Source organism: Emticicia aquatilis (assembly GCF_014644295.1).
Lineage (GTDB): Bacteria > Bacteroidota > Bacteroidia > Cytophagales > Spirosomataceae > Emticicia > Emticicia aquatilis.
Genome location: NZ_BMKK01000001.1, coordinates 16,491 through 36,861, shown reverse-complemented (window position 1 = coordinate 36,861; position 20,371 = coordinate 16,491). Strand labels below are relative to the sequence as shown.

General features: G+C 37.2%; 18 protein-coding genes. 7 read left to right on the top strand and 11 right to left on the bottom strand.

Features of this window, described 5'->3' with window-relative positions; genetic code table 11:
* Positions 1 to 53: 53 nt before the first annotated feature.
* From IEX65_RS00155 to IEX65_RS00125, 7 genes are all read right to left on the bottom strand, one after another.
* On the bottom strand, positions 54 to 1,916 hold the full coding sequence (locus IEX65_RS00155) for a RagB/SusD family nutrient uptake outer membrane protein (protein ID WP_188763435.1): 1,863 nt from the start codon (positions 1,914 to 1,916) through the stop codon (positions 54 to 56).
* Between the two features lie 21 nt (positions 1,917 to 1,937).
* Positions 1,938 to 5,240, bottom strand: a complete 3,303-nt coding sequence (locus IEX65_RS00150) for a TonB-dependent receptor (protein WP_188763433.1) — start codon at positions 5,238 to 5,240, stop codon at positions 1,938 to 1,940.
* Between the two features lie 304 nt (positions 5,241 to 5,544).
* The gene (locus IEX65_RS00145; RefSeq protein ID WP_188763431.1) at positions 5,545 to 6,624 is read right to left on the bottom strand and encodes a FecR family protein; all 1,080 of its coding nucleotides are present in this window, start codon (positions 6,622 to 6,624) and stop codon (positions 5,545 to 5,547) included.
* Between the two features lie 69 nt (positions 6,625 to 6,693).
* On the bottom strand, positions 6,694 to 7,308 hold the full coding sequence (locus tag IEX65_RS00140; RefSeq protein ID WP_188763429.1) for an RNA polymerase sigma factor: 615 nt from the start codon (positions 7,306 to 7,308) through the stop codon (positions 6,694 to 6,696).
* Between the two features lie 209 nt (positions 7,309 to 7,517).
* Entirely contained in the window at positions 7,518 to 8,543 is a 1,026-nt protein-coding gene (locus IEX65_RS00135) for an OmpA family protein (protein ID WP_188763427.1), read from the bottom strand.
* A gap of 38 nt (positions 8,544 to 8,581) precedes the next feature.
* Entirely contained in the window at positions 8,582 to 9,622 is a 1,041-nt protein-coding gene (locus tag IEX65_RS00130) for a hypothetical protein (protein WP_188763425.1), read from the bottom strand.
* A gap of 27 nt (positions 9,623 to 9,649) precedes the next feature.
* Complete coding sequence (locus IEX65_RS00125) at positions 9,650 to 10,882, bottom strand: hypothetical protein (RefSeq protein WP_188763423.1); 1,233 nt, start codon at positions 10,880 to 10,882, stop codon at positions 9,650 to 9,652.
* 136 nt (positions 10,883 to 11,018) lie between these two features.
* On the opposite strand from IEX65_RS00125, the gene IEX65_RS00120 reads away from it, so the two are divergent.
* The 4 genes from IEX65_RS00120 (at position 11,019) to IEX65_RS00105 (ending at position 14,452) form a co-directional block, all read left to right on the top strand.
* Complete coding sequence (locus IEX65_RS00120) at positions 11,019 to 12,980, top strand: tetratricopeptide repeat-containing sensor histidine kinase (RefSeq protein ID WP_188763421.1); 1,962 nt, start codon at positions 11,019 to 11,021, stop codon at positions 12,978 to 12,980.
* A 74-nt stretch (positions 12,981 to 13,054) separates the two neighbouring features.
* Positions 13,055 to 13,669, top strand: coding sequence for a response regulator (locus tag IEX65_RS00115; protein WP_188763419.1), 615 nt, complete (start codon positions 13,055 to 13,057; stop codon positions 13,667 to 13,669).
* Positions 13,670 to 13,727: 58 nt separating this feature from the next.
* On the top strand, positions 13,728 to 14,066 hold the full coding sequence (locus IEX65_RS00110; protein ID WP_188763417.1) for a hypothetical protein: 339 nt from the start codon (positions 13,728 to 13,730) through the stop codon (positions 14,064 to 14,066).
* A complete protein-coding gene (locus IEX65_RS00105) occupies positions 14,063 to 14,452 on the top strand; it encodes a type II toxin-antitoxin system VapC family toxin (RefSeq protein WP_188763414.1) in 390 nt (129 codons plus the stop codon). The genes IEX65_RS00110 and IEX65_RS00105 overlap by 4 nt, the downstream gene beginning before the upstream one ends.
* 60 nt (positions 14,453 to 14,512) lie before the next feature.
* Here the strand turns inward: IEX65_RS00105 and rplI are convergent, their stop codons facing one another.
* From rplI to rpsF, 3 genes are all read right to left on the bottom strand, one after another.
* Complete coding sequence (gene rplI, locus IEX65_RS00100) at positions 14,513 to 14,956, bottom strand: 50S ribosomal protein L9 (RefSeq protein WP_188763412.1); 444 nt, start codon at positions 14,954 to 14,956, stop codon at positions 14,513 to 14,515.
* A gap of 143 nt (positions 14,957 to 15,099) precedes the next feature.
* Positions 15,100 to 15,354: a 30S ribosomal protein S18 gene (gene rpsR / locus IEX65_RS00095; protein ID WP_188764753.1), complete on the bottom strand. Its 255-nt coding sequence runs from the start codon at positions 15,352 to 15,354 to the stop codon at positions 15,100 to 15,102.
* Positions 15,355 to 15,370: 16 nt separating this feature from the next.
* Positions 15,371 to 15,754, bottom strand: coding sequence for a 30S ribosomal protein S6 (rpsF, locus tag IEX65_RS00090; RefSeq protein WP_188763410.1), 384 nt, complete (start codon positions 15,752 to 15,754; stop codon positions 15,371 to 15,373).
* 259 nt (positions 15,755 to 16,013) lie between these two features.
* Between rpsF and IEX65_RS00085 the strand changes: the two genes are divergently transcribed.
* Entirely contained in the window at positions 16,014 to 16,481 is a 468-nt protein-coding gene (locus IEX65_RS00085) for a hypothetical protein (RefSeq protein WP_188763408.1), read from the top strand.
* A 42-nt stretch (positions 16,482 to 16,523) separates the two neighbouring features.
* Here IEX65_RS00085 and IEX65_RS00080 read toward each other — a convergent pair whose 3' ends face one another.
* The gene (locus tag IEX65_RS00080; protein WP_188763406.1) at positions 16,524 to 16,973 is read right to left on the bottom strand and encodes a type I restriction enzyme HsdR N-terminal domain-containing protein; all 450 of its coding nucleotides are present in this window, start codon (positions 16,971 to 16,973) and stop codon (positions 16,524 to 16,526) included.
* Positions 16,974 to 17,086: 113 nt separating this feature from the next.
* Between IEX65_RS00080 and IEX65_RS00075 the strand changes: the two genes are divergently transcribed.
* Positions 17,087 to 17,860: an AMP nucleosidase gene (locus tag IEX65_RS00075; RefSeq protein ID WP_188763403.1), complete on the top strand. Its 774-nt coding sequence runs from the start codon at positions 17,087 to 17,089 to the stop codon at positions 17,858 to 17,860.
* A 68-nt stretch (positions 17,861 to 17,928) separates the two neighbouring features.
* Positions 17,929 to 20,361 carry a TonB-dependent receptor gene (locus IEX65_RS00070; RefSeq protein ID WP_188763401.1) on the top strand — a complete coding sequence of 811 codons (2,433 nt, stop codon included), beginning with the start codon at positions 17,929 to 17,931 and terminating at the stop codon, positions 20,359 to 20,361.
* The last annotated feature ends 10 nt before the right edge of the window (positions 20,362 to 20,371 follow it).

Genomic DNA, 20,371 nt, shown 5'->3' with positions numbered 1-20,371 from the left:
AAGAAAGTTCTTCCTCTCTTTCGCATTCTATTTATTAACAAATCTACTATTAATTAGTACCCGGGGTTTTGTTTCATCGCAGGGAACGAAAGGTCAATTTCGCTTTGTGGTATTGGTCGTAAATAATGCTTGTCAGAAATAGACTGACCTTTTACCCAAGGATTATACTTCTTTACTCTATCAACCAATTTGCCTGTTCTTTTCAAATCAAACCAGCGGCTATATTCACCCATAAACTCTCTGGCTCTTTCATCTAAAATCAAATCAATCGTAATATTTGATGCAGTTGCTCTGTACGATGCCGTTTCGAGTGATTTTTGGTTTTCGGGAACAGCCGCACATTTAGGGTCTGTTCCTTTTTTAGTACCTAAAGCACGGTCGAGGATACGATTATAGTAAACCTCAGCACCACCTAATTTCCCACCTTTTGCCCCTTTTACGATAGCTTCGGCTGCGATTAAGTAGGCTTCAGCTGAGCGGAATATACACTCATTAAATGTACCGTAAGCGTCACCGTAAGGGATACCTGGCTGCCAAAACTTCCACATCAATGGAGCTTGGATATTCAAACCCGAATTATCAATAGGGTAGCCACCTCCGTATTCGTCAGTGTTTACAACAGCGTAATTTTTCTTTCCGCCTAAATCAATACCTCTATCGGCCAGTGTAGTTGCGGGTTTATTCCAAGGACGGCAGAGTAATACTGTATCGCCAGCAGCAAAACTTACTTTTAGGTTTGCGTTGCTCAATGGAAGTGGTTTATAATCTTTTACTGCCGAAAGAGCATAACCAACACTCACAAAGTTATGAGCATAGCGTGTATCATTATCTGGGTCGAAGAAACGGTATGTTGCCGTATTTATTTGGTGAACACCAAGACAACGGTTATAGTCTGTCGTACGGCCTTTGCTACCAATGAAACCTTCGCCACTTGGGCCAAATTTAGAGTGCAAATCATTGCCACCCGCTGCATCTTGTGTAAATGCTGGGTCAGTTTTATTGGTCAAAACATCGGTATTATATTGAACCGAGAACACAATCTCAGCATTTTTATCATTTTGAGCTCCAGTATATTGCGTCAAAGGGTTATTTGAACGCTTCGGGAACAAATCGCTATAATTTGTAGCTAACGGATAGGCATCAATTATTTTATCGGCGTATTGAAGAGCCAAGTCAAAATCTGCGTTAGTACCACCGAGTGAGTTGTTATAATTCCAGCCTCTTGTCAGATACACCCTTGCCAATAAAAATTGGGCTGTTCCTTTCGTGATTCGTCCATAGTTAGAGGCTACCACAGGTAATTTAGCTTCACAATCAAGCAAGTCGGTAATGATTTGTTTATAGACATCAGCCGCTGGCACACGAGGGAAATCTTTTTGCGGAGTGGTTGTTTCGGTCAATGGCATCGGAATATCGCCCCATTGCTGAACTGCATAGAACAAGCACAATGCTCTCAAGAATTTAGCCTCTGATAAGCGTGTATCCTTCAAGGTTGCGTTCATGGTTGTGATGGCATCAGCACGAGAAACCACGGTGTTTGTTCGAGCAATTTCGGCATAAAGTAATTGCCATAAACTCTGAATCTCAGGTAAAGTAGCGTTAAATCGAGCGTCATAAACATCAAACAAACTTGGTTGATTTTCTTTACCATTCACTGCCGAAGGATTCCAACCACCTTGCGACGAGAAAATATCAGTACCATTCAAAACTAAAACTCTATTCTGGTGGATATTTCTTAATAATGGATAGCACGAACGAACCAAATCTTCAAAACCTGCCTCGGTTTTGTAATAGACATCGGTGGTTAGGGTCGATTTTGGAACTTCCTCTAAAAATTGGTCTTTACAGCTTGTCAAGACAATCAATAGACTTGTAACGAGCCAAAAATTATATTTTTTGAATAATATTGTTTTCATTGTCATTCTGCATTTAGGAAATTAAAAACTAACATTAAGACCAACACTAACTGTCATTGAGGGTACGTCGTCTTGGTAAATAGCTGAGTTAAACTCTGGGTCGAATCCAGTATATTTTGTGAAAATAAATGGATTAATGACTTGAGTGTATATACGTGCATTGGATAGCTTGAACTTATCCATTGCTCCTTTTGGTAATGAATAACCAAAAGTGATGTCAGAAATTCTTAAAAAGCTGGCATCTTGATAAGTAATGGCTGCACGATATGGGTTAGCTGCAACAGCTCCAAAGTAAGTATTTGATGGATTGTCGCTTCTCCAATAATCTAATGACGCTAAGCTATTGTAGCGAGTGCCGAGTTCGCCAAATGTTCCTGATAATGTATTGTTTTTATATTCTGTTCCGTTACGATAGTAAGCAAAGAATGAAAGGTCGAAGTTTTTATACTTGAAACGGTTTGTGATACCCACAAGGAAATTTGGTAATGCAGTTCCTAAAATCATACGGTCGTCAATGCCTTCGGTTGAAGAAATTTGGCCATCATTATTGGCATCAACAACTCTTACCGAACCCGGTACTTGCTTATATTTAGTTGCTAAATCTTTTTCAGCAGTTTGCCAGATGCCATCAAATTTGTAATCGAAATTTGATTTTATTGGATAACCTACAAACAATTTATTCCCTTTGTCGATTGTCTGGCCTTCGCCGTAGAGTGAAAGTAATTTGTTATTGTTTTTTGTAAAGGTTAAGGTTGTATTCCATGTGAAGTTTGTTCTTGCTACGTTAACTGTGTTTAACAAAATTTCAATACCCTTATTCTGAATTTTACCCACATTCGAGATTACCTGCGAAAAACCTGAAGTAGTTGGCAGTTTCTGACTCAAAATCAAATCAACTGTTTTTCTGTCATAGACTTCAACTGTTCCTGCAATTCTATTTCTGAAAAATCCGAAGTCTAAACCTAAGTTGAGTTCTTTACTTCTTTCCCAACGTAAATCTTTATTGCCTAAGTTTTGAGGAGCAAAACCGTAAGCGGCCGTGCCGTCAAAATCATAACCTGTATTCAATAAGCCCGCTTGTGTGCTATATGGATTTACGGTCGAGTTACCTACTTCTCCGTAACTGGCTCTTAATTTTAAGTTAGAAAGAGCTTTTACATTTTGTAAGAACGATTCGTCAATTAATCTCCAGCCCAAAGCCACTGATGGGAAAAATGCCCATTTGTTGCCAGCTGCTAATTGTGAAGCACCATCCGAACGGCCAGTAACTGTCAATAAATATTTGTTATTGAAGGTGTAGTTTAAGCGACCCATGTATGAGGCAATCGAACGCTCAACTAATGAACTACCAAATGAAGTAACGGTACCAGTGTTTAAGGAGTACCAGTCAGAATCAAATGGCAAGTCTTTTACTGCAACTGTATAGCTTTCGTTTCTTTGATAGAAAGCACTTTGCAAGCCCGTAAGTGTAAGTTTATGTTTGCCAAAATCAAGATTGTAATTAATGATATTATCGAGTGTATAACTTCCAATCAAGCGACTATCGTATTGTGTACGAGGTTTTGTACCGATTTGTGATTTCGACCACATTCCTCTAAAATCACCGATTCTTGAAGTTCCATAAGTAGCCGAAAGCGAAGAACGAATGCTCAGACCTTTAATAGGCGTGTATTCAACATAGGCATTGCCCATGATATTGGCAGTGGTTGTCTGCAATTTCGATACGTTTGGGTCAGTATCGCTCAATGGGTTGGGTACTTGTTTATCGTTGATACCCATCCAAATTGCCAAACCATTGAAATTTACATCTTGATTTTCGCTTGGATTTGCCAAATCGGCATAATAAACAGTTCCTGTTGGTCTTGCACGATAAGCACCTCTCAATGACTCTTGTGAACCTAAATTTTGGTCAGAATAAGTTACATAAGACGTAAAACCTACCTTGAAATGCTCACCTAATTTGCTATCAAGGCCAGCATTGAGGTTATATCGTTTATAGTCAGTGCTGATTACATTACCTTGCTCTAGTAAACAGCCTCCCGAAAAACGATAAGTTGTTTTCTCAGTTCCACCTGCAACGCTGATGTTGTGGCTTGTTTGAGTAGCGGGTTTAGTTACTAAATCAACCCAATCGGTTGTTACGCCATTTTTAATATTAGCCATCTCGGCCGATGTAAAAGTTGCCCCAGTAGCACCTTCTAAAATCCTATCCGTGTAGGCAAGTTTATAAAACTGCTCGCTCGACATCATTGCGGGTAAGTGTGCAGGATTTTTAACTCCTACATAAGAGTCGTAGCTTACTCTTGGTTTGCCTGATAGACCTTTTTTAGTCGTAATTAAAATTACGCCGTTTGCACCTCTTGCACCATAGATGGCAGTTGATGAGGCATCTTTGAGTACATCCATCGACTGAATGTCGTTTGGATTAAGGTTATTGATGTCACCACCCATCAACCCATCAATAACTACCAAAGGAGCAGTTGAGTTATTGATGGTGTTTTCACCTCTAATCGTGATATTATAGCCGCTTCCAGGGCGATTATCTGATTTTGTTACAGTTGCACCAGCTACTTGCCCTTGCAAAGCTCTCGCAGCCAACGTAGGGTTTGCTCTAACAATATCTTTCGATTGAATTGATGATAAAGCTCCAGTTAAATCACGTTTCTTTTGTTCGCCATAACCAACTACTACTACTTCTTCAAGAGCTTTATCGTCTGGTGCAAGCGATACATCAATTGTTGTGCGGTTTCCTACAACTATTTCTTGCGTAGCATAACCTACAAAACTAAATACTAATACTGCTTTATCGCTCGGTACATCTAAGCGATACATCCCCGAAACGTCGGTTGTTGTACCTTTGGTTGTGCCTTTAATAGCTACACTTGCACTCGGAATCGGCTCTCCTTTTTCGTCAGTTACCTTTCCCGTGAGCATCTGAACTGTTTTTATAGTTTCGATACTGCTTGATGGTAAAGACAGCCGAGGTTCGCTAATTAGCCCGAGGGCATTTTTAAATAACAAAATTTGCTTTCCGTTTACTTCGTAAGAAATTTGTAAAGGCTTAAAGATTTTTTCCAATACCTCTTTCAACGACTCGTTCTTAACTTCCAGCGATATTTTTTGTCCGATTTTAATCTCTCTCGGATTATAGACAAATCGTACGCTCGTAGTATGCTCAATGATATTGAGGGTTGTTTTCAGATTATCATTGCTTGCTTTGATGGTTATCTTTTGCTCAAGAACGTCTTGTCCTGTGGCTGAGTGGGCATAAGAAATTCCTATACCTACCAGACTTATTAGCAATTGCAGAAATGAAACTTTCATAAGTTTCTTTATTAATTGAGGGTGAAAATACTCATTCATCAGATTTTGATAAAATTTAGAGTTAATGTATGTATTATCAAAGAAGAAATATAATTATTTAATTATTTTGCTGAAATCTGAGCAATGACTTGATTATCCGCTAAAAACCTTTAGCGACGAGGAGAGGGCCGAAACAATAAGATTGAATTGAGGTTTTGGTAAAAAATCATCCATAGAAGTTAGGTTTTAACTATGGATGGCAGAAACATGCTTTAGATACTTGTTTAAGTCAAACTTTTTTTTGAAATAATGCAAAAAAATATTTTTAGCAGCCTTTGCTATGGATAATTATCTGAGCATCAACTATTTCGTAGGTCGAATGAGTAATTTTGCAAATCAATTTTAGTTTGTCGTAGAGTGATTCATCAGAAAACGATGCAGTCAGATAACAGTTTTCCATATTTTTCTCATCGAAAATAATATTGATACCGTAGGTTTCTTCGAGGATACCAAAAACCTTTGCAATGGGGGTTTCGTCGAAGGTAAAATGTTTTGGAGAGTTTGCTACTAAAACCTCTGGTCGATTAATGATTGATTTCAGTAAGCGTGCATCAGCAATCGAATAATCAACTTCTTGATTTGGTGTGAGAATGATACCAACCAACTCATTTTTCTGTTGAAGTTTAGCTTTTTCGAGGTCTTCTCGGCGATACACAGATACTTTACCAGAATGAACTTCAACTTTGATGTTTTTTTCGTTTTCAAAGGCTTTAACCATGAAACTCGTGCCTAATACTTGGGTCGAAATATAATTGGTATAAACCCAAAAAGGGCGTTTCGGATTTTTAGTAACTTTAAAAAACGCTTGGCCGATGAGATATACTTCTCTTAATTGAGTCGAAAATTGTTTAGGATATCGAATCTTACTTTTGGGATATAACGTAATTTGGCTACCGTCTTCGAGCGTAATCTGTTTTTTTGCGTCGTTAGTGTTTTCTTCTTCTACGTAATTGCTGCTCAAATTAGGTGCAATTTTTTCGGAAGCAACATCGCCCGATTCTTGACCGTAGTATTTCAGACCAATTAAACCAATGCTTAATAAGAGCAGTATCGAAGCGGCAAACTTGAATGCGGTGGTTTTCCAGAACGGAATAATCAGTGGCGTTTCTTCTACAATTTTATCGGTTATAGCAGCCAAATCATCATTGCTCAACGAAATGTTTTTTTCTTGAAGAGTCAATAATAATGCTTTTGCTACATTAACGTTGTCAGCACAGTCGGGATTTTCGGATACCCATTTTTCCCAAAATTCATCATTTTTAGTATGAGGATTTAACACCCACTGACGAAATGATTCATCTCGACTGAAATCTTCAAAGCTATATTCTCGATAATTTGTATTCATCTAATATGAAGTATTATTTAATAGGATGCCAATGATTGGGTGCAAATACTGTTTTTTATAAATATTTTTTTAAGAAATGAAGTTTATCAGAAATAAATAATGAATAATTAGCCCCGACCAGTTCTCTCGAATGGTTTTGAAGGCCGCTTGCAGAAGGTTAGAAACCGATTGAGCATTGACCCCCATAATTTGGGCGATTTCGTCTCGTTCGAGGTTTTGATAAAATCTTAAATAAACAACTTCTCGCTGGCGTTTGGGTAGAGAATTGAGCAAACCAGAAACTTTTTGGATAGTTTCTTGCGTATTTTCTTGCTCGATGATGATTAATTCGGGCGAAAACTCAGCAAATTTTAAATCATTTTCTATGTTGATGATTTTGTCGTCTCCATTAATTTTTTGTCTGACACTTTCTCTCAAAATCTTCTTACGAACAGAACTTAGTAAATAGGCCCGTACGCTATCGGGTTGACTGATACTCTGCCGTCTGCTCCAAATTTCTACAAAAACTTCCTGTACACAATCTTTGACAAAATCTTCGTTTCTAACAAATTTATAACCGTAGTTCTGTAAAAGGTTAAAATACTTTTTGATGAGTTTTCCCAAAGCCAATTCGCTACCATTCTTCAACTGTTGCCATAGTTGAGAATCGTTATTAGTACTTGGTTGAGCTTCTTGGGGAATCATGTTTTCAATAAAAAATTATAAGCCGATTGGCAATTTACATCTTTTATTTTTTTCTGATATTCATTATAGATAATATTTGTTTGGGAGGTAAGTTTTTGATTGAAAATTTGGACTGTTAATGGAGTGACTGAATGAAAACAGCATACACTTCGGGTGTATGCTGTTGATATAGTGGGTGTTGAATTTTAAATCTATGTTAAGTGTCTCATTTACATCTTCACAAACTCAACTCTTCTATTTTCGGCTTTGCCTTCAAACGTAGTGTTTGGTGCAATTGGCTTGGTTTCGCCATATCCTTTAGTAGCAAGGCGGTTGGCATCAATACCTAAAGCAACTAATTGGTTTTTTACGGCATTGGCTCTTGCTTCTGATAATTTCATGTTGCTTGCATCATCACCGTCTGAATCGGTGTGTCCGCCTACTTCAAACTTCAAGGCTGGGTTGTCTTTCAAAATCTTAGCGATGGCATTAATTTCGCCCATCGAAGCAGGTTTAATGCTTGATTTGTTTACATCAAAATTAATTCCGTGCGAAATGTATTTACCGTCGGTAAATGCTTTACCAATCAAATTCATATCACCTCCAGCAGCTAATTTGAAATTCTTAAACATCATATTCATGCCATCGCTTGCATCTCCTAAAACTGCTATGGTGGTTGCTTTGAAGGCAACTTCTGGAACAACCAATACCCTATATTGGTCACAATAAATTTTGATTTGCCCGCCTTTTACGGCAATGGCAACATGATGCCATTTATTGAAATAATCTTCGCCTACAACACTTTTAGGTAGTTCGCCTGTTAGTCTTCCTTCGGGGTTTTCGCAAATCCATTGGCTATTATTGGTGGTGATTCTTACAGGACAATCATCCCCATTTTTGAAACAAATGATAACCCCATTATTTGAATCATAAGCAGCATCAAGCCAAGTATCAAACTCAATCGTGAACTCTTTGGGTAAGTAGTTAGGTATTTTTACTCTTGGCGAAAGAGCTGTGTAGTATTTTGTAATAAAAAAGGCTTTCTCGTCTCCTGCCATATTGACAACACCTTGTCCGCCATTGAGTTTCCAGTGAGTACTAAATTCTCCAGTTTGTGAATCTGAAAAATCATCAGAAAAAATGATTTTATCACCAGCCACAAAATCATAGTTTTGATAGGCTTTGATGTCTTGTGCGAAAACACTCGCAGTTCCTAAAAAGAGACTTAAAAAAAGGATTAAGATTAAATTCTTCATGATATTTTGAGGTTAATTTTTTTATCTGAGATATTGAATTAATTGGCTTTCATCGCTTTAAATTTACCTTGTAATTGACCTCTGACAACGTGTCCATTACCATCGTCAGAGAAAACGACTGTGTTAAATTTCCCTTCAATCGTTTTACCGTCATCTTTTGTAATCGTAATCTTTCCTGTGCAGTTATAAATTTCATCATCAGAATAAGCATCACGACTACATCCACAGCCTTTTTGCATAAAACTCATAACCACTCCAACGTTTTCTCCTTTTTGTTCTACTGCCAAAGGAAAACTGCCTACACCTTTTCCTTTATAGGATATTCCTAATATTCCTGCATTTGGAATTGCCGCTTTGCTTCCTCCATCAATACCCTCAAGCGTTAATCCAGAAAATGTAATAGCCGAACTGTTCTCACTGGCATTATAGACATACATCGCATTATTAGTAAGAGCATTGAGGTGGTATCCTTTAGATTTTGCTATATCATACGCCATTTGTGGTACATTTCCTTTCGATAAACCTGCTACACCACCATTACTGGTATTAGTAAATTTGGCATTGATGATACCAATAGCAGGGATATTAAGTGTAAAAGAACTTTCGTTTTCTACGAAAAAAAGAGTTTTAAGTAATTGTACTTTTGGAAGATTCGGTCTATTAGGTGCCAAATCAACTGAAATAATCATTTTGCTTCCCGTAGGCCTGTTCTTTGGGGCGGTATAGCTGATAGTATTATTGTCTATTCCGACGATATTTCCTCCACCTTCTACTATTCTCCAATTAGTAGTTGTATAAGAGTTTGCTTCTCCAACTGGCAAATCAAGATACTGATACTCTTTTTGTAACGAAGGCGTTTCGTTGTTTGGGTCAGTATTCGGAATTTTGATTAACTGAATTTTAATCATGCAGGCTTCTGATGCCTCTAATAAATCTTTGTCTGAGTATAAATACAACTTTGAGGCTTTTCCTGCAACGGCCTCGTCCCATTGTTCTTTGGTCCAACCTTCGGGAGTTTGAGCATAGATATGCTCATTAATAAAGCTGCTTAGGAGTAATATAAGAATGAGTTTTTTCATAGTTTTAAATTCGGAATACATAAATTTTCAATACCTATCTTCTTTTCGATGAACTTTAAATCGGCCTTTAATTTGAGCATTTGGGCGTTTCTTTTGGTCATTGTCAAGTGGTTGATTTATTTTGTAGCCTACGGTCACTTCCCCCTCAAAAGTTCCTTCAATAAAACCACCAACTGCATCATATCTCGAAACATTGACTTTCATTCCATCGGCATCGAAACTATATTCACAGCCATCCCAGCAATTGATTCCACCCGCAAATGAAGCTTTTTCGGCACCTTTAAAAACCTCAAATTCTCCTGTTTTTCTAATGAACGGAATCGTTATATCAAGAAAGCCAGTTTTATTTTTTGTTTTAAAATCATCGTCTTCTTGAATCAGAATTCTTGTCATGGCATTATCTGTAATCGCAGGGTTAGGATGATTGTTCAGCAGATAGCCAAACTCGCCATCTTTTGAATGTTTTAGCTTGAAAGTACGATTGTGAAAATCACCGCCATCGAGTGTAAATTCAATTTCATTATTGCCCTCGAGTGGTTTGGTGAGTGGTTTCTCTTTTGTAATGGTTTGATTATTAGTTGGTTGTGTAATTTTATTTTGCCCAACCAAAGTTTGAATGGCTTTTAAATCGGTATTTTTTAGAATAAAATCAACGACAGTAGGTGAACCCGTACAATCTAAATGAATGGTCTGAATTTGTGTCATCGGCACACCCTTGTTAATTGCCGCTTCAACTACATAATTCCTTCGATTATCTTCCAAACTTTCATTTTTGCTTATTTTCCAGCCATTTCCCATGAAATATTTGGCCTCAAAAGGCCCGACCATACTTAAATTAAATGGCGATACGGCTTTTGTTTGTAGATTTTCGGCCTCAAATTCTGTAAAAAAAGTATTGACTGTAACAACGATTTCGCATTCAGTTTCTGCCATCATCTTCTGAATTCCCACAACGTCAACCGCAACTTTCTTCCACTTTTCACGTTCTTGCTCACTTACGTTTTTACGTTTATAATTAATTTTATATTGGTGCGTAAACGGACTATTGGCTGCTTCTCCACCATTATGAAACCAAGTGATTCCATCGGTTTTTGATTCGTCTTCTACTTCCCAATTTTCCAAATCGTGTGGAAAAGCCTTTTTGATTGTGCTTTTTACTCTTTCATCTTCACTTGTCTCCGAAGCCAATGCGGGGCGACCCTCTTGAGCAAAAATTAAAGGAGAGAAAAATAGCAAGGCGATAGAAAGTAATATTTTCATGGTTGATTCGATTATTTTTATTGTTGGGTCAAAATTATAAGGTGAAAAATTATTTTTTTTCCACCAAAAGGGGGAATTTTAATAGTTCATAAACCACTACCTTTGAAATATTATTCAGAAGCTGAATCTTGACACTATGAAGCTGATAGACAGAGTTTTATGTATCTTTTTTATTTCGATTTTGTGCTTACAATCAATGGCACAAACAGGCGAATTGGCTCCGCTGCTCGAAAAACTAAAATCCTCTAAGGCAGATACGAATCGAGTGAAATTATTGAATAAGATAGGTGACGAATATGCCTACAACGACATAAAAACTGCTCGTAAATATTATCTTGAAGGCTACGAATTAAGCAAGAAATTATCGTTTTTACGAGGAATTGTGCGGTATTTTTCGAGCGAAGGAGAGCTACTAAATCTCGAAGGCAAATACGACCAAACTTTGGTTTTGTTGAGAGAAGGAGTGAGGCTTAGTATCGAGAAAAAAGATAAAATGCGTGAAGGAATCATGTATGAAAACATGGGAAATACCCTCGTTTTGATGCAAAAACTTGATTCGGCTACTAACTATTACTTTAAATCATTGAGCATTTTTGAGGCTTTTAGAGATAGTGTAAAAATGGCTAATGTCTATAATGATTTGAGTTCGGTATTTACGCAAACCGATAAACAAGAGATTGCTCTAAAATACATCAATCAGGCAATAGCCATCAGTCAAACTTTTGAAGATGGATTTTATCTGAGTCACTTGATAAACAAAGAGGGAGTTTTGTGGAAACTCAAACGAAGAAAAGAGGCCGAAACGGTTAATAATCAGATAATTGCGTTGGCAAAAAAACTCAATGATGCAATCGCAATGGCCGATGCTTTACAGAATTTTTGTTACCATGATGTCGAAACCCAACACTATGAAAACTTGCTAAAACACGCTACCGAATTGGCCGAATTAAGTCCGCAACTCCAATCGGCTGAGCGAACGTCTTTGGCTGATTATTGGCTTTCGGTGGCATATTACTATAACCATAGCTACCCCATAGCTCTCAATTTTATCAAAAAAGCAGTCGAAAAAGACGAAAAACTCAAGAATATCAATCATTTACAACAATATTATACGCAATACGCCAAGTTGCTTTTGGTCAATAATCAAGACCCAATTTTGGCCGAAAAGTATAATCTATTGGCCGATTCATTACGAAATATTGGTTTAAACAATGCTATTCTGAAAAATACCAAAGAGCTTGAAACCAAATATGAAACCGAAAAAAAGGAAGCTGCTTTACAACAACTTTCGGATGAAAATCAATATAGAAAACGACTCAATAGTCTGCTTATTTTTTCGGTTGTTGTTTTGGTTGGGGCGTTAATATTCTTTGGCTTGTGGATACGCAACCGTAATCGCATACGTAGGCAAGAACAGATTTTACACGAACAAGAACTTCGACAGCTTGAAAGCGAAAAACAAATTTTAGCTGGTCGAGCAGTTTTGCAAGGACAAGACGAAGAACGAAGTCGTTTGGCAAAGGACTTACACGACGGACTCGGTGGTATATTATCAAGCGTAAAATACGCATTTCAAAACATGAAAACTTCATTTATTTTACAACACGAGCATGCCTTAGCTTTTGAACGAAGCATGAGTCTTTTAGATGAATCGCTGTCAGAATTAAGGCGAGTTTCACACAACATGATGCCTGAAAGTTTAGTGAAATTAGGCTTAGAAGAAGCCCTAAAAGATTATATTCAGACGATTGACGAAAATTCAGGTATCAAATTTGCCTATCAAAGTTTTGGTTTAGCTGAAATTGAACTTGAAAATATCTATAAAACTACTATTTTTAGGGTGATTCAAGAGCTTACAACTAACATCATCCGACATTCGCGAGCAAAAGAAGCTTTGGTACAAATAATGGCAAAACCTAATTTGATTAATATTACGATTGAAGATGATGGTATCGGTTTTGACCCACAGCAGGTAAATAGTAAGAAAAGTATGGGGATTCAAAACCTTTACAATCGAATTGAGTACCTAAAAGGCAAAATAGATTTCCAAACCGAGCCAAACGCTGGCTGTTCGTATTATATTGAGATACCAATTTGATTTACGATTTTAGATTGTGGATTTAGGATTTTTTACGCAAATCCACAATCATCAATCCGAATTCCCAAATTAACATGACCGAAATCTATTTAGTTGAAGACCATCCGCTTGTTACAGAGGGCATCAAAGCGATTTTCGATAAAGAAGATGGCATGAATTGCACATATAGTTTCGATAATGGTAAAGACCTTTTGGCGAAACTACCCATCCACCAACCTGATGTGATTGTGATGGACATTAACTTGCCCGATACCAACGGAATCGACCTATGTAAGATTGTGAAAGACCAATATCCGAGCATTGCTGTGATTGCTTTGAGTATCAACAATGAAAAAAGCATTATCAAAAAAATGATGGATAACGGTGCAAGTGGGTATATTCTGAAAGATGCTGCCAAATACGAAATCGTTGACGCTATCAAGGCAGTTATGCAACGTAAAACCTATTTCAGTATTTCGGCATCAAACACCCTCAAAAAGCCCGACGAGCGAAAACTTCCTGCTCTCACTCGTCGAGAAAAAGAAATACTTCTAAAAATTGCTGATGGACTCACCAATCAACAAATCGCCGATTTAATTTTTGTGGATGTCAGCACCGTAAGCAGCCACCGAAAAAATATGCTTGCCAAATACGATGTTCAGAATACTGCCCAGTTGATAAAACTGGCTATTACTGAGAAGTTGATATGAAAAAGCAAATTGTTTTTTGATGAATTTTTATTAGATTTGATTGAAAAATAAGAAAAAGATGAGAACAATCTTAGAATTGGAGATTACACCTGAGCAAGAAGCTTTATTGATAGATATGTTAAAAGAAATGAATATTACTTTTAACAACAGTCGTTTAGAGGGAGAGTATTTAGTTTCAAAAGTTGCAAAGGAAGAAGATTTACTGAGAAATATGCAGGAAGATATGAATAATATTTTTAGTGATAATTATCTTGATGCCATATTTGAAAAGGGGGGAACTGCAGTGGAAATTAAAAATGCAATCAATGACACGTTTGGTATTTGGAGAGACAGAACGGAATGGAAAGATTTTGCGGATTTTAGAAAACAAGCGTGGGGAGGACGTGGCGTTAAATGATACTCTGTGATACTAATATTATCTTTGAGATTTTTAGGGGTAATTCGATAGTTGTCAGTGAATTAGAGAAAATTGGTTACGAAAATTTAGCAATTTGTGATGTTACGATTGGGGAAATTTACTTTGGAATGCGAAAGGGTGAAGAAAAACAAACTAAAAAACTCATTCGACAATTTAATCGCTATAGTATTACCAAAGATGCTTCCAAAATATTTGTACAAATTATGTCTGACTTATCAAGTCGTCAAATTGGTATTCCAGATGCACTAATTGCTGCTATTGCTAAAGCTAATAGTCTTGAGGTTTTAACATTAAATCTGTCAGATTTTACATTAGTTGAAGATTTAAAAATATATCGACCATCGCAAAAGTTGATAAATTATTAAATAAAAAGCGTGTACTTCTTTCGAAATACACGCCTTTATATTTTTACACAAAGCCTTAAATTATGCTTCAGCTACTACGCTAACTGCTACTTTGTGTTTAACTTCTTTGTGAAGGTCAAGGATTGCTGAGAAATCACCAACGAATTTCACATCATCCATCGTAATTTTCTTACGGTCAATGTCGAAACCTTTTTCTTTCAAGTAGTCAGAAACTTGAGTGTTAGTAACACGTCCGAAGATTTTACCGCTTTCGCCAGTTTTCATCGGAATAGTGATTACCATGTCACCAATTTCTTCTGCCAATGTCAAAGCTGCAGTTTTGATTTTTTCAGCTTTGTGAGCAGCTTGTTTAAGATTTTCAGCTAAAATCTTACGGTTAGACTCAGTAGCTAACTGAGCAAAACCTTGCGGGATTAGATAGTTACGAGCATAACCAGGTTTTACAGCAACCAAGTCATTCTTATATCCAAGACCAGCAATATCAGTTTTTAATATTATGTCCATTTCTTAATTAATGATTGAATGAGTGAATGATAGATTTAATGAATAAAAATACTCGAACACTCAGTTTTGTTAAAATGTAAATATTTTGAATAAATTGATGAGAAAATAATAATTTACTCATTTATTCATTCGGTCATTCACAATTATTTAAGTCCATCAGCTACGAATGGCATCAAAGCTAAGTGTCTTGCACGTTTGATGGCAACCGATACTTTACGTTGGAATTTAAGGCTGTTTCCAGTCAAACGACGAGGAAGGATTTTTCCTTGTTCGTTTACAAACTTCAATAAAAAGTTTGCGTCTTTGTAATCAACATATTTGATACCTGCTTTTTTGAAGCGGCAATATTTTTTGCGAGCCTGGTCTTTTCTATCCACAGGGTCGTTTACGAGTGACATTGCGTTGTTTCTCATCTTAATTTTCAGTTTCTGCTTCTTTCGGAGCTGTTTCTACATTTTTTCTGCCAATTTGTCCTTTGCTACGGCGGTCGCTGTAATCAATAGCATATTTGTCTAATTTCGTAGTCAAATAACGCATTACACGCTCATCACGTTTGTAGTCAGTTTCCAAAGTTGCAACTGTCGTAGGGGCAGCTTTAAACTGAATTAATTGATAATATCCCGTATTCTTGTTCTGGATGCTGTAAGCCAATTTACGAAGTCCCCAATGTTCTTCGTGAACGATTTCTGCACCTGAATCAGTTAATGTTTTTTTGAATTTGTCGACAGCTTCCTTTATCTGAGTTTCAGATAAAACGGGAGTTAGAATGAAAACTGTCTCATACTGGTTTTGAAACATACTAAAAACAGTGTTAAATGATAAAATTTATTTTCCTCAAAAATGAGGGTGCAAAGGTAGGAATAATTATGTATAATGAAAAATTTAGATTGAAAAAATAATGATTTTTACCTCAAAATCATAAAAATAGGGGAGTTGATAGCCAAATTCTTTACCAGTTGATAAAATTATGGTCGATATTGATGCTGCAATCTAACTAAATAGATACCTTTGGCTCCGATATATTACTCATTATTAACCTATTAAATGTATTTGAACTATGAAAACATTAATTACTTCTATCGTACTCATTACGCTTTCTTCATTTGGCTTTATAGCCGATAAAACTTATGTCTGGGAACATTACAAACTTCAAATCACCGTTCCTGATGATTTTAAAGTAACAAAAAATACCGATAATGACTTTGAAATGAAAGGTGATGGCATGGAATTGATGATGCACATTTTTGAGCAAAATATTTCGGCTGATGATATGGATGAGGCCGTGATTGCTGGTGCAAAAGCCATGAAACTACAAGAAATTGATGCTGAAGAAATTATTGAAGGCGATGGGCTTGACGGTTATTATGTAGAAGGTTTTAAAGATGGTCATCGAGTGATGTTTTCGGGGATGATTGACCCTAAGAGTCACACCAATTTTTTCTTGATTATCATCTTTGACGATAAAGATAAACAAGCCGAAACTGACGCTCTCGAAATTATCGAAAATGTGATTAGTCTAAACTAAATACTGAAGCCTTGAATCGAGCATGGGTTGTGAGTAAATTACTTACAACCCATTTATTTTGGGCAGGTCTTTGAGTTGCTCGTACTTGCCATTTTCAAAATCAACCTTAAAGCAAAAAGTACTGATTCCGTTAGTTACTACTAAGAAAGGGCATCGCATCGTAAGGTTATATCGAGAAGCTTGTGCAATAACTGCCTGATTGACAGGTACATCAGCTGCTTTGCACTCTACTAATAAAAATGGCTTACCTTCATTATCGAATACCACAATATCGGTGCGTTTTTGTAATTTATTGTACGATAAACCACCTTCGAGTCGAAGTAGGCTTTTTGAGTAGCCATAATGACTTAATAATAAATTAATGAAGTGCTGTCTTACCCACTCTTCGGGTGTTAGTACCAAATATTTCTTACGAATTGCATCAAAAATATAAGTTTTTCCATCCGTTTCTTTAATTTTATAAGTGTAGGTCGGAAGGTTGAGTTGGTGCATGACAAAGAAAGTTTTGGTACGCTGGAACTAATGTTGTAATTTTTGGGTTGGGTACTCTAATATCCTGTAATGAACGTTACAGCATTTCGCAACAAATTTACGTCATTAAAATTATGCAGACAAAAGAAGAAATCGTAAAAAACTGGTTACCACGCTATACTGGCACCCCCCTCGAAGAGTTTAGACCTTATATATTATTGACCAACTTTGGTAATTATGTAGAAATGTTTGCTCAGAAGTTCGGAGTAGAAGTAAAAGGTCGTGACCGTGCCATGCAAACTGCATCGGCGGGCAACATTACCATCATTAATTTTGGAATGGGTAGTGCAGTAGCCGCAACTGTAATGGATTTGCTTACGGCCGTGATGCCCAAGGCAGTTCTTTTCTTAGGTAAAGTAGGTGGCTTGAAGAAGTCGACCAAACTTGGTGATTTGATATTGCCGATTGCCGCCATCAGAGGCGAAGGAACAAGTAATGATTATGCTCGCCCCGAAATTCCTGCTTTGCCTTCGTTTCGTTTACAGAGAGCAGTTAGCTCAATGATTAAGAAACATGAGTTAGATTACCAAACTGGTACTGTTTATACCACCAACCGCCGTGTATGGGAACACGACGAGGCTTTCAAAGATTACTTGCGTGAGCTTCGTGCAATGGCCATTGATATGGAAACGGCTACCATTTTTATAGTTGGTTTTGTAAATGCCATTCCTCACGGAGCATTATTGTTAGTATCAGATAACCCGATGATTCCAGATGGTGTGAAGACAGAAGAAAGCGATAAGAAGGTAACGGGAGCTTTTGTTGAAAGACACCTACAAATCGGAATTGATTCGTTGAACGAATTGGCAAACTCAGGCGAATCGGTTAAACACTTGAGATTTGAGTAAAAATAGTCCACAGTCAATGGTCGGCAGTCCACAGAATGAGCAAACTAAATACAAAACAAATAATATTTATGAAAAAGAAATCCTTTTACTCCCCTTTAGGGGTATGGGGGTGTTTTATTGTGTTATTCCTCTCATTCTCAACTACTTGTGGGCAAAGAAAGTTTACACTTTCGGGAGTAATCCGACAAAGTAGTAACGAAAAACCCTTACCAAGAGCCGCAATCTATGTTGACGAGACTGGCTACGGTACACTTTCTGATACACTCGGTCGCTACCAAGTTTTAGTGCCAAAGGGTACATTCAATATCACGGTTAGTTATCAAGGTTTTTTTACGAAACACCAGCGTGTAGATGTAAATAATAACCTGATGGTTGATATAATCATGGATGAAAAAGCCAATGATTTAGACGAAGTTGTGGTGTCGGCCAATAGTGCATCGCAGAACGTCAAAAGGCTCGAAACTGGGGTTACGAATCTGAGTATCAAGAATATGAAGAAGCTACCCACGCTACTCGGCGAGCTTGATATTATCAAAAGTTTGTTTTCATTGCCAGGAGTAGCGAGCGTAGGAGAGGGGGCTTCGGGCTTTAATGTACGTGGAGGAAATATCGACCAAAATCTTATTTTGATGGATAATGCCCCCGTATTTAATGCTTCTCACTTGATGGGTTTCTTTTCGGTATTTAATCCCGATGCTTTGCGTGATATTAATTTTTATCGAGGCGGTATTCCTGCTCAGTACGGCGGGCGTACGGCTTCGGTTTTGAACATAAATCTGAGAGATGCTAATGCTCAGAAATTTTCGGGACAAGGCGGAGTTGGGCTTGTAAGTAGCCGATTGATGCTCGAAGCTCCAATCATTAAAGATAAAGCATCCTTCTTCGTTGCCAGTCGTTTTTCTTACGTTGGCTATTTATTTAAGCTACTCCCTCAACAAAATATCAAAAATACGAAAGCAGATTTTTATGACATCACGGCGAAACTGGAGTTTCGCCCCACAAAAAAAGACAAAATCGCTTTAACTGGCTTTACTGGTTTTGATAAATTTAAAGTAGCAGGCGACTCGCTGGCTAACCTTGAAGTTAATGCTTCTTCTTCGCTTTTCAATTGGCGAACTACCAATGGTACGCTTTCGTGGGTACACTCGTTTGGCACAAAACTGACTTCTAAAATTGTAGGTGTTTATAGTCGATACGATGCCAATATTATCAATCCAGATTCTGCTTTGGCGTTTCGTTTAGAATCGAATATTGTCTATAAAAATCTCAAAGCCGATTTCAATTATTTACCTTCCGAAAAACAAAAAATTGATTTTGGCCTAAGTACAATCGACTATCAGATTCAACCTGGTAAACTCAGACCTGATAATGCTGTTTCGCAGATAAATCCTGTTACGCTTCGCAATGAGAGTTCCTTAGAGTCGGCGGTTTATATCAATGATGAGTATGATTTCAATAAGAAATTTTCGATTTTAGTGGGTGTTCGGTATTCGTTTTTCATGAATCGAGGAACGGGCTATACTTATAATTATCGTGACGGACTGCCCAAGAGTATAGAAACCCTCACTGATTCTACTCTTTATGCCAAAGGTTCAGTAACGAAAAGTTATGGTGGAATTGAGCCACGTTTTTCGGCCAAATATTCACTGAACGATAATGCATCCATCAAATTTAGTTTGAATCGAATGATTCAGTACATTCAGTTGATTTCAAACACTACTGCCGCTTTGCCTACGGCACGTTGGAAATCGGCTGATAATTACATAAAACCTCAAATTGCCGACCAGATTTCGATTGGATATTTTCAGAATCTAAATGATAATAAAATTGAAGCTTCGATTGAGTTTTTTTACAAGAAATTAACCAACGTAGCTGATTATAAGGATGGCTCAAACCTGTTGCTCGATAAATTTCCCGAAGCATCTATTCTGCAAGGAACAGGCCGTGCTTACGGTGCTGAACTTTATGTAAAGAAAAATATCGGTTTGCTTACGGGTTGGATGAGCTACACGTATTCACAAACGCAGTTTTTGGTGAAAAGTAAATTTGAGGAAGAAACCATCAATAACGGTGAGTATTTTTCGCCCAATTATAATAAACCGCACATTTTCAACCTCATTGCAAGTTATCAGGCCGCTAAGCGGATTTCGTTTTCTACTAACTTTACATTCAGTACTGGCCGTCCGATTACTTATCCTGCTGCCAAATTTTATGTAGGTGGTTTGGTCGTGCCTTATTATGCCAACCGAAATCAAGCAAATATCCCGAATTATGTACGCCTTGATTTGGCGATGAATATTGATGCAGACCCTTATAAAACTAAGAAATTTAAAGGCAGTTGGAATTTTTCGATTTACAACGCTCTCAATACTCGCAATGCCTACTCGGTATTTTTCCGAACCAAAACCCGTTACGCACAATATTACAACAAAGTTGATATTTATAAATTATCAATCTTAGGCTCAATGATTCCTTCGATTTCGTATAACTTTAAGTTTTAATGAAATAAAT

Coding starts and splice junctions, on each gene's coding strand:
- IEX65_RS00115 (WP_188763419.1), top strand. CDS start 13,055: ATGACCGAAATCTATTTAGTTGAAGACCATCCGCTTGTTACAGAGGGC.
- IEX65_RS00120 (WP_188763421.1), top strand. CDS start 11,019: ATGAAGCTGATAGACAGAGTTTTATGTATCTTTTTTATTTCGATTTTG.
- IEX65_RS00155 (WP_188763435.1), bottom strand. CDS start 1,916: ATGAAAACAATATTATTCAAAAAATATAATTTTTGGCTCGTTACAAGT.
- IEX65_RS00130 (WP_188763425.1), bottom strand. CDS start 9,622: ATGAAAAAACTCATTCTTATATTACTCCTAAGCAGCTTTATTAATGAG.
- IEX65_RS00140 (WP_188763429.1), bottom strand. CDS start 7,308: ATGATTCCCCAAGAAGCTCAACCAAGTACTAATAACGATTCTCAACTA.
- IEX65_RS00105 (WP_188763414.1), top strand. CDS start 14,063: ATGATACTCTGTGATACTAATATTATCTTTGAGATTTTTAGGGGTAAT.
- IEX65_RS00145 (WP_188763431.1), bottom strand. CDS start 6,624: ATGAATACAAATTATCGAGAATATAGCTTTGAAGATTTCAGTCGAGAT.
- IEX65_RS00085 (WP_188763408.1), top strand. CDS start 16,014: ATGAAAACATTAATTACTTCTATCGTACTCATTACGCTTTCTTCATTT.
- IEX65_RS00135 (WP_188763427.1), bottom strand. CDS start 8,543: ATGAAGAATTTAATCTTAATCCTTTTTTTAAGTCTCTTTTTAGGAACT.
- IEX65_RS00125 (WP_188763423.1), bottom strand. CDS start 10,882: ATGAAAATATTACTTTCTATCGCCTTGCTATTTTTCTCTCCTTTAATT.
- IEX65_RS00075 (WP_188763403.1), top strand. CDS start 17,087: ATGCAGACAAAAGAAGAAATCGTAAAAAACTGGTTACCACGCTATACT.
- IEX65_RS00080 (WP_188763406.1), bottom strand. CDS start 16,973: ATGCACCAACTCAACCTTCCGACCTACACTTATAAAATTAAAGAAACG.
- rpsR (WP_188764753.1), bottom strand. CDS start 15,354: ATGTCACTCGTAAACGACCCTGTGGATAGAAAAGACCAGGCTCGCAAA.
- rplI (WP_188763412.1), bottom strand. CDS start 14,956: ATGGACATAATATTAAAAACTGATATTGCTGGTCTTGGATATAAGAAT.
- IEX65_RS00150 (WP_188763433.1), bottom strand. CDS start 5,240: ATGAAAGTTTCATTTCTGCAATTGCTAATAAGTCTGGTAGGTATAGGA.
- rpsF (WP_188763410.1), bottom strand. CDS start 15,754: ATGTTTCAAAACCAGTATGAGACAGTTTTCATTCTAACTCCCGTTTTA.
- IEX65_RS00070 (WP_188763401.1), top strand. CDS start 17,929: ATGAAAAAGAAATCCTTTTACTCCCCTTTAGGGGTATGGGGGTGTTTT.
- IEX65_RS00110 (WP_188763417.1), top strand. CDS start 13,728: ATGAGAACAATCTTAGAATTGGAGATTACACCTGAGCAAGAAGCTTTA.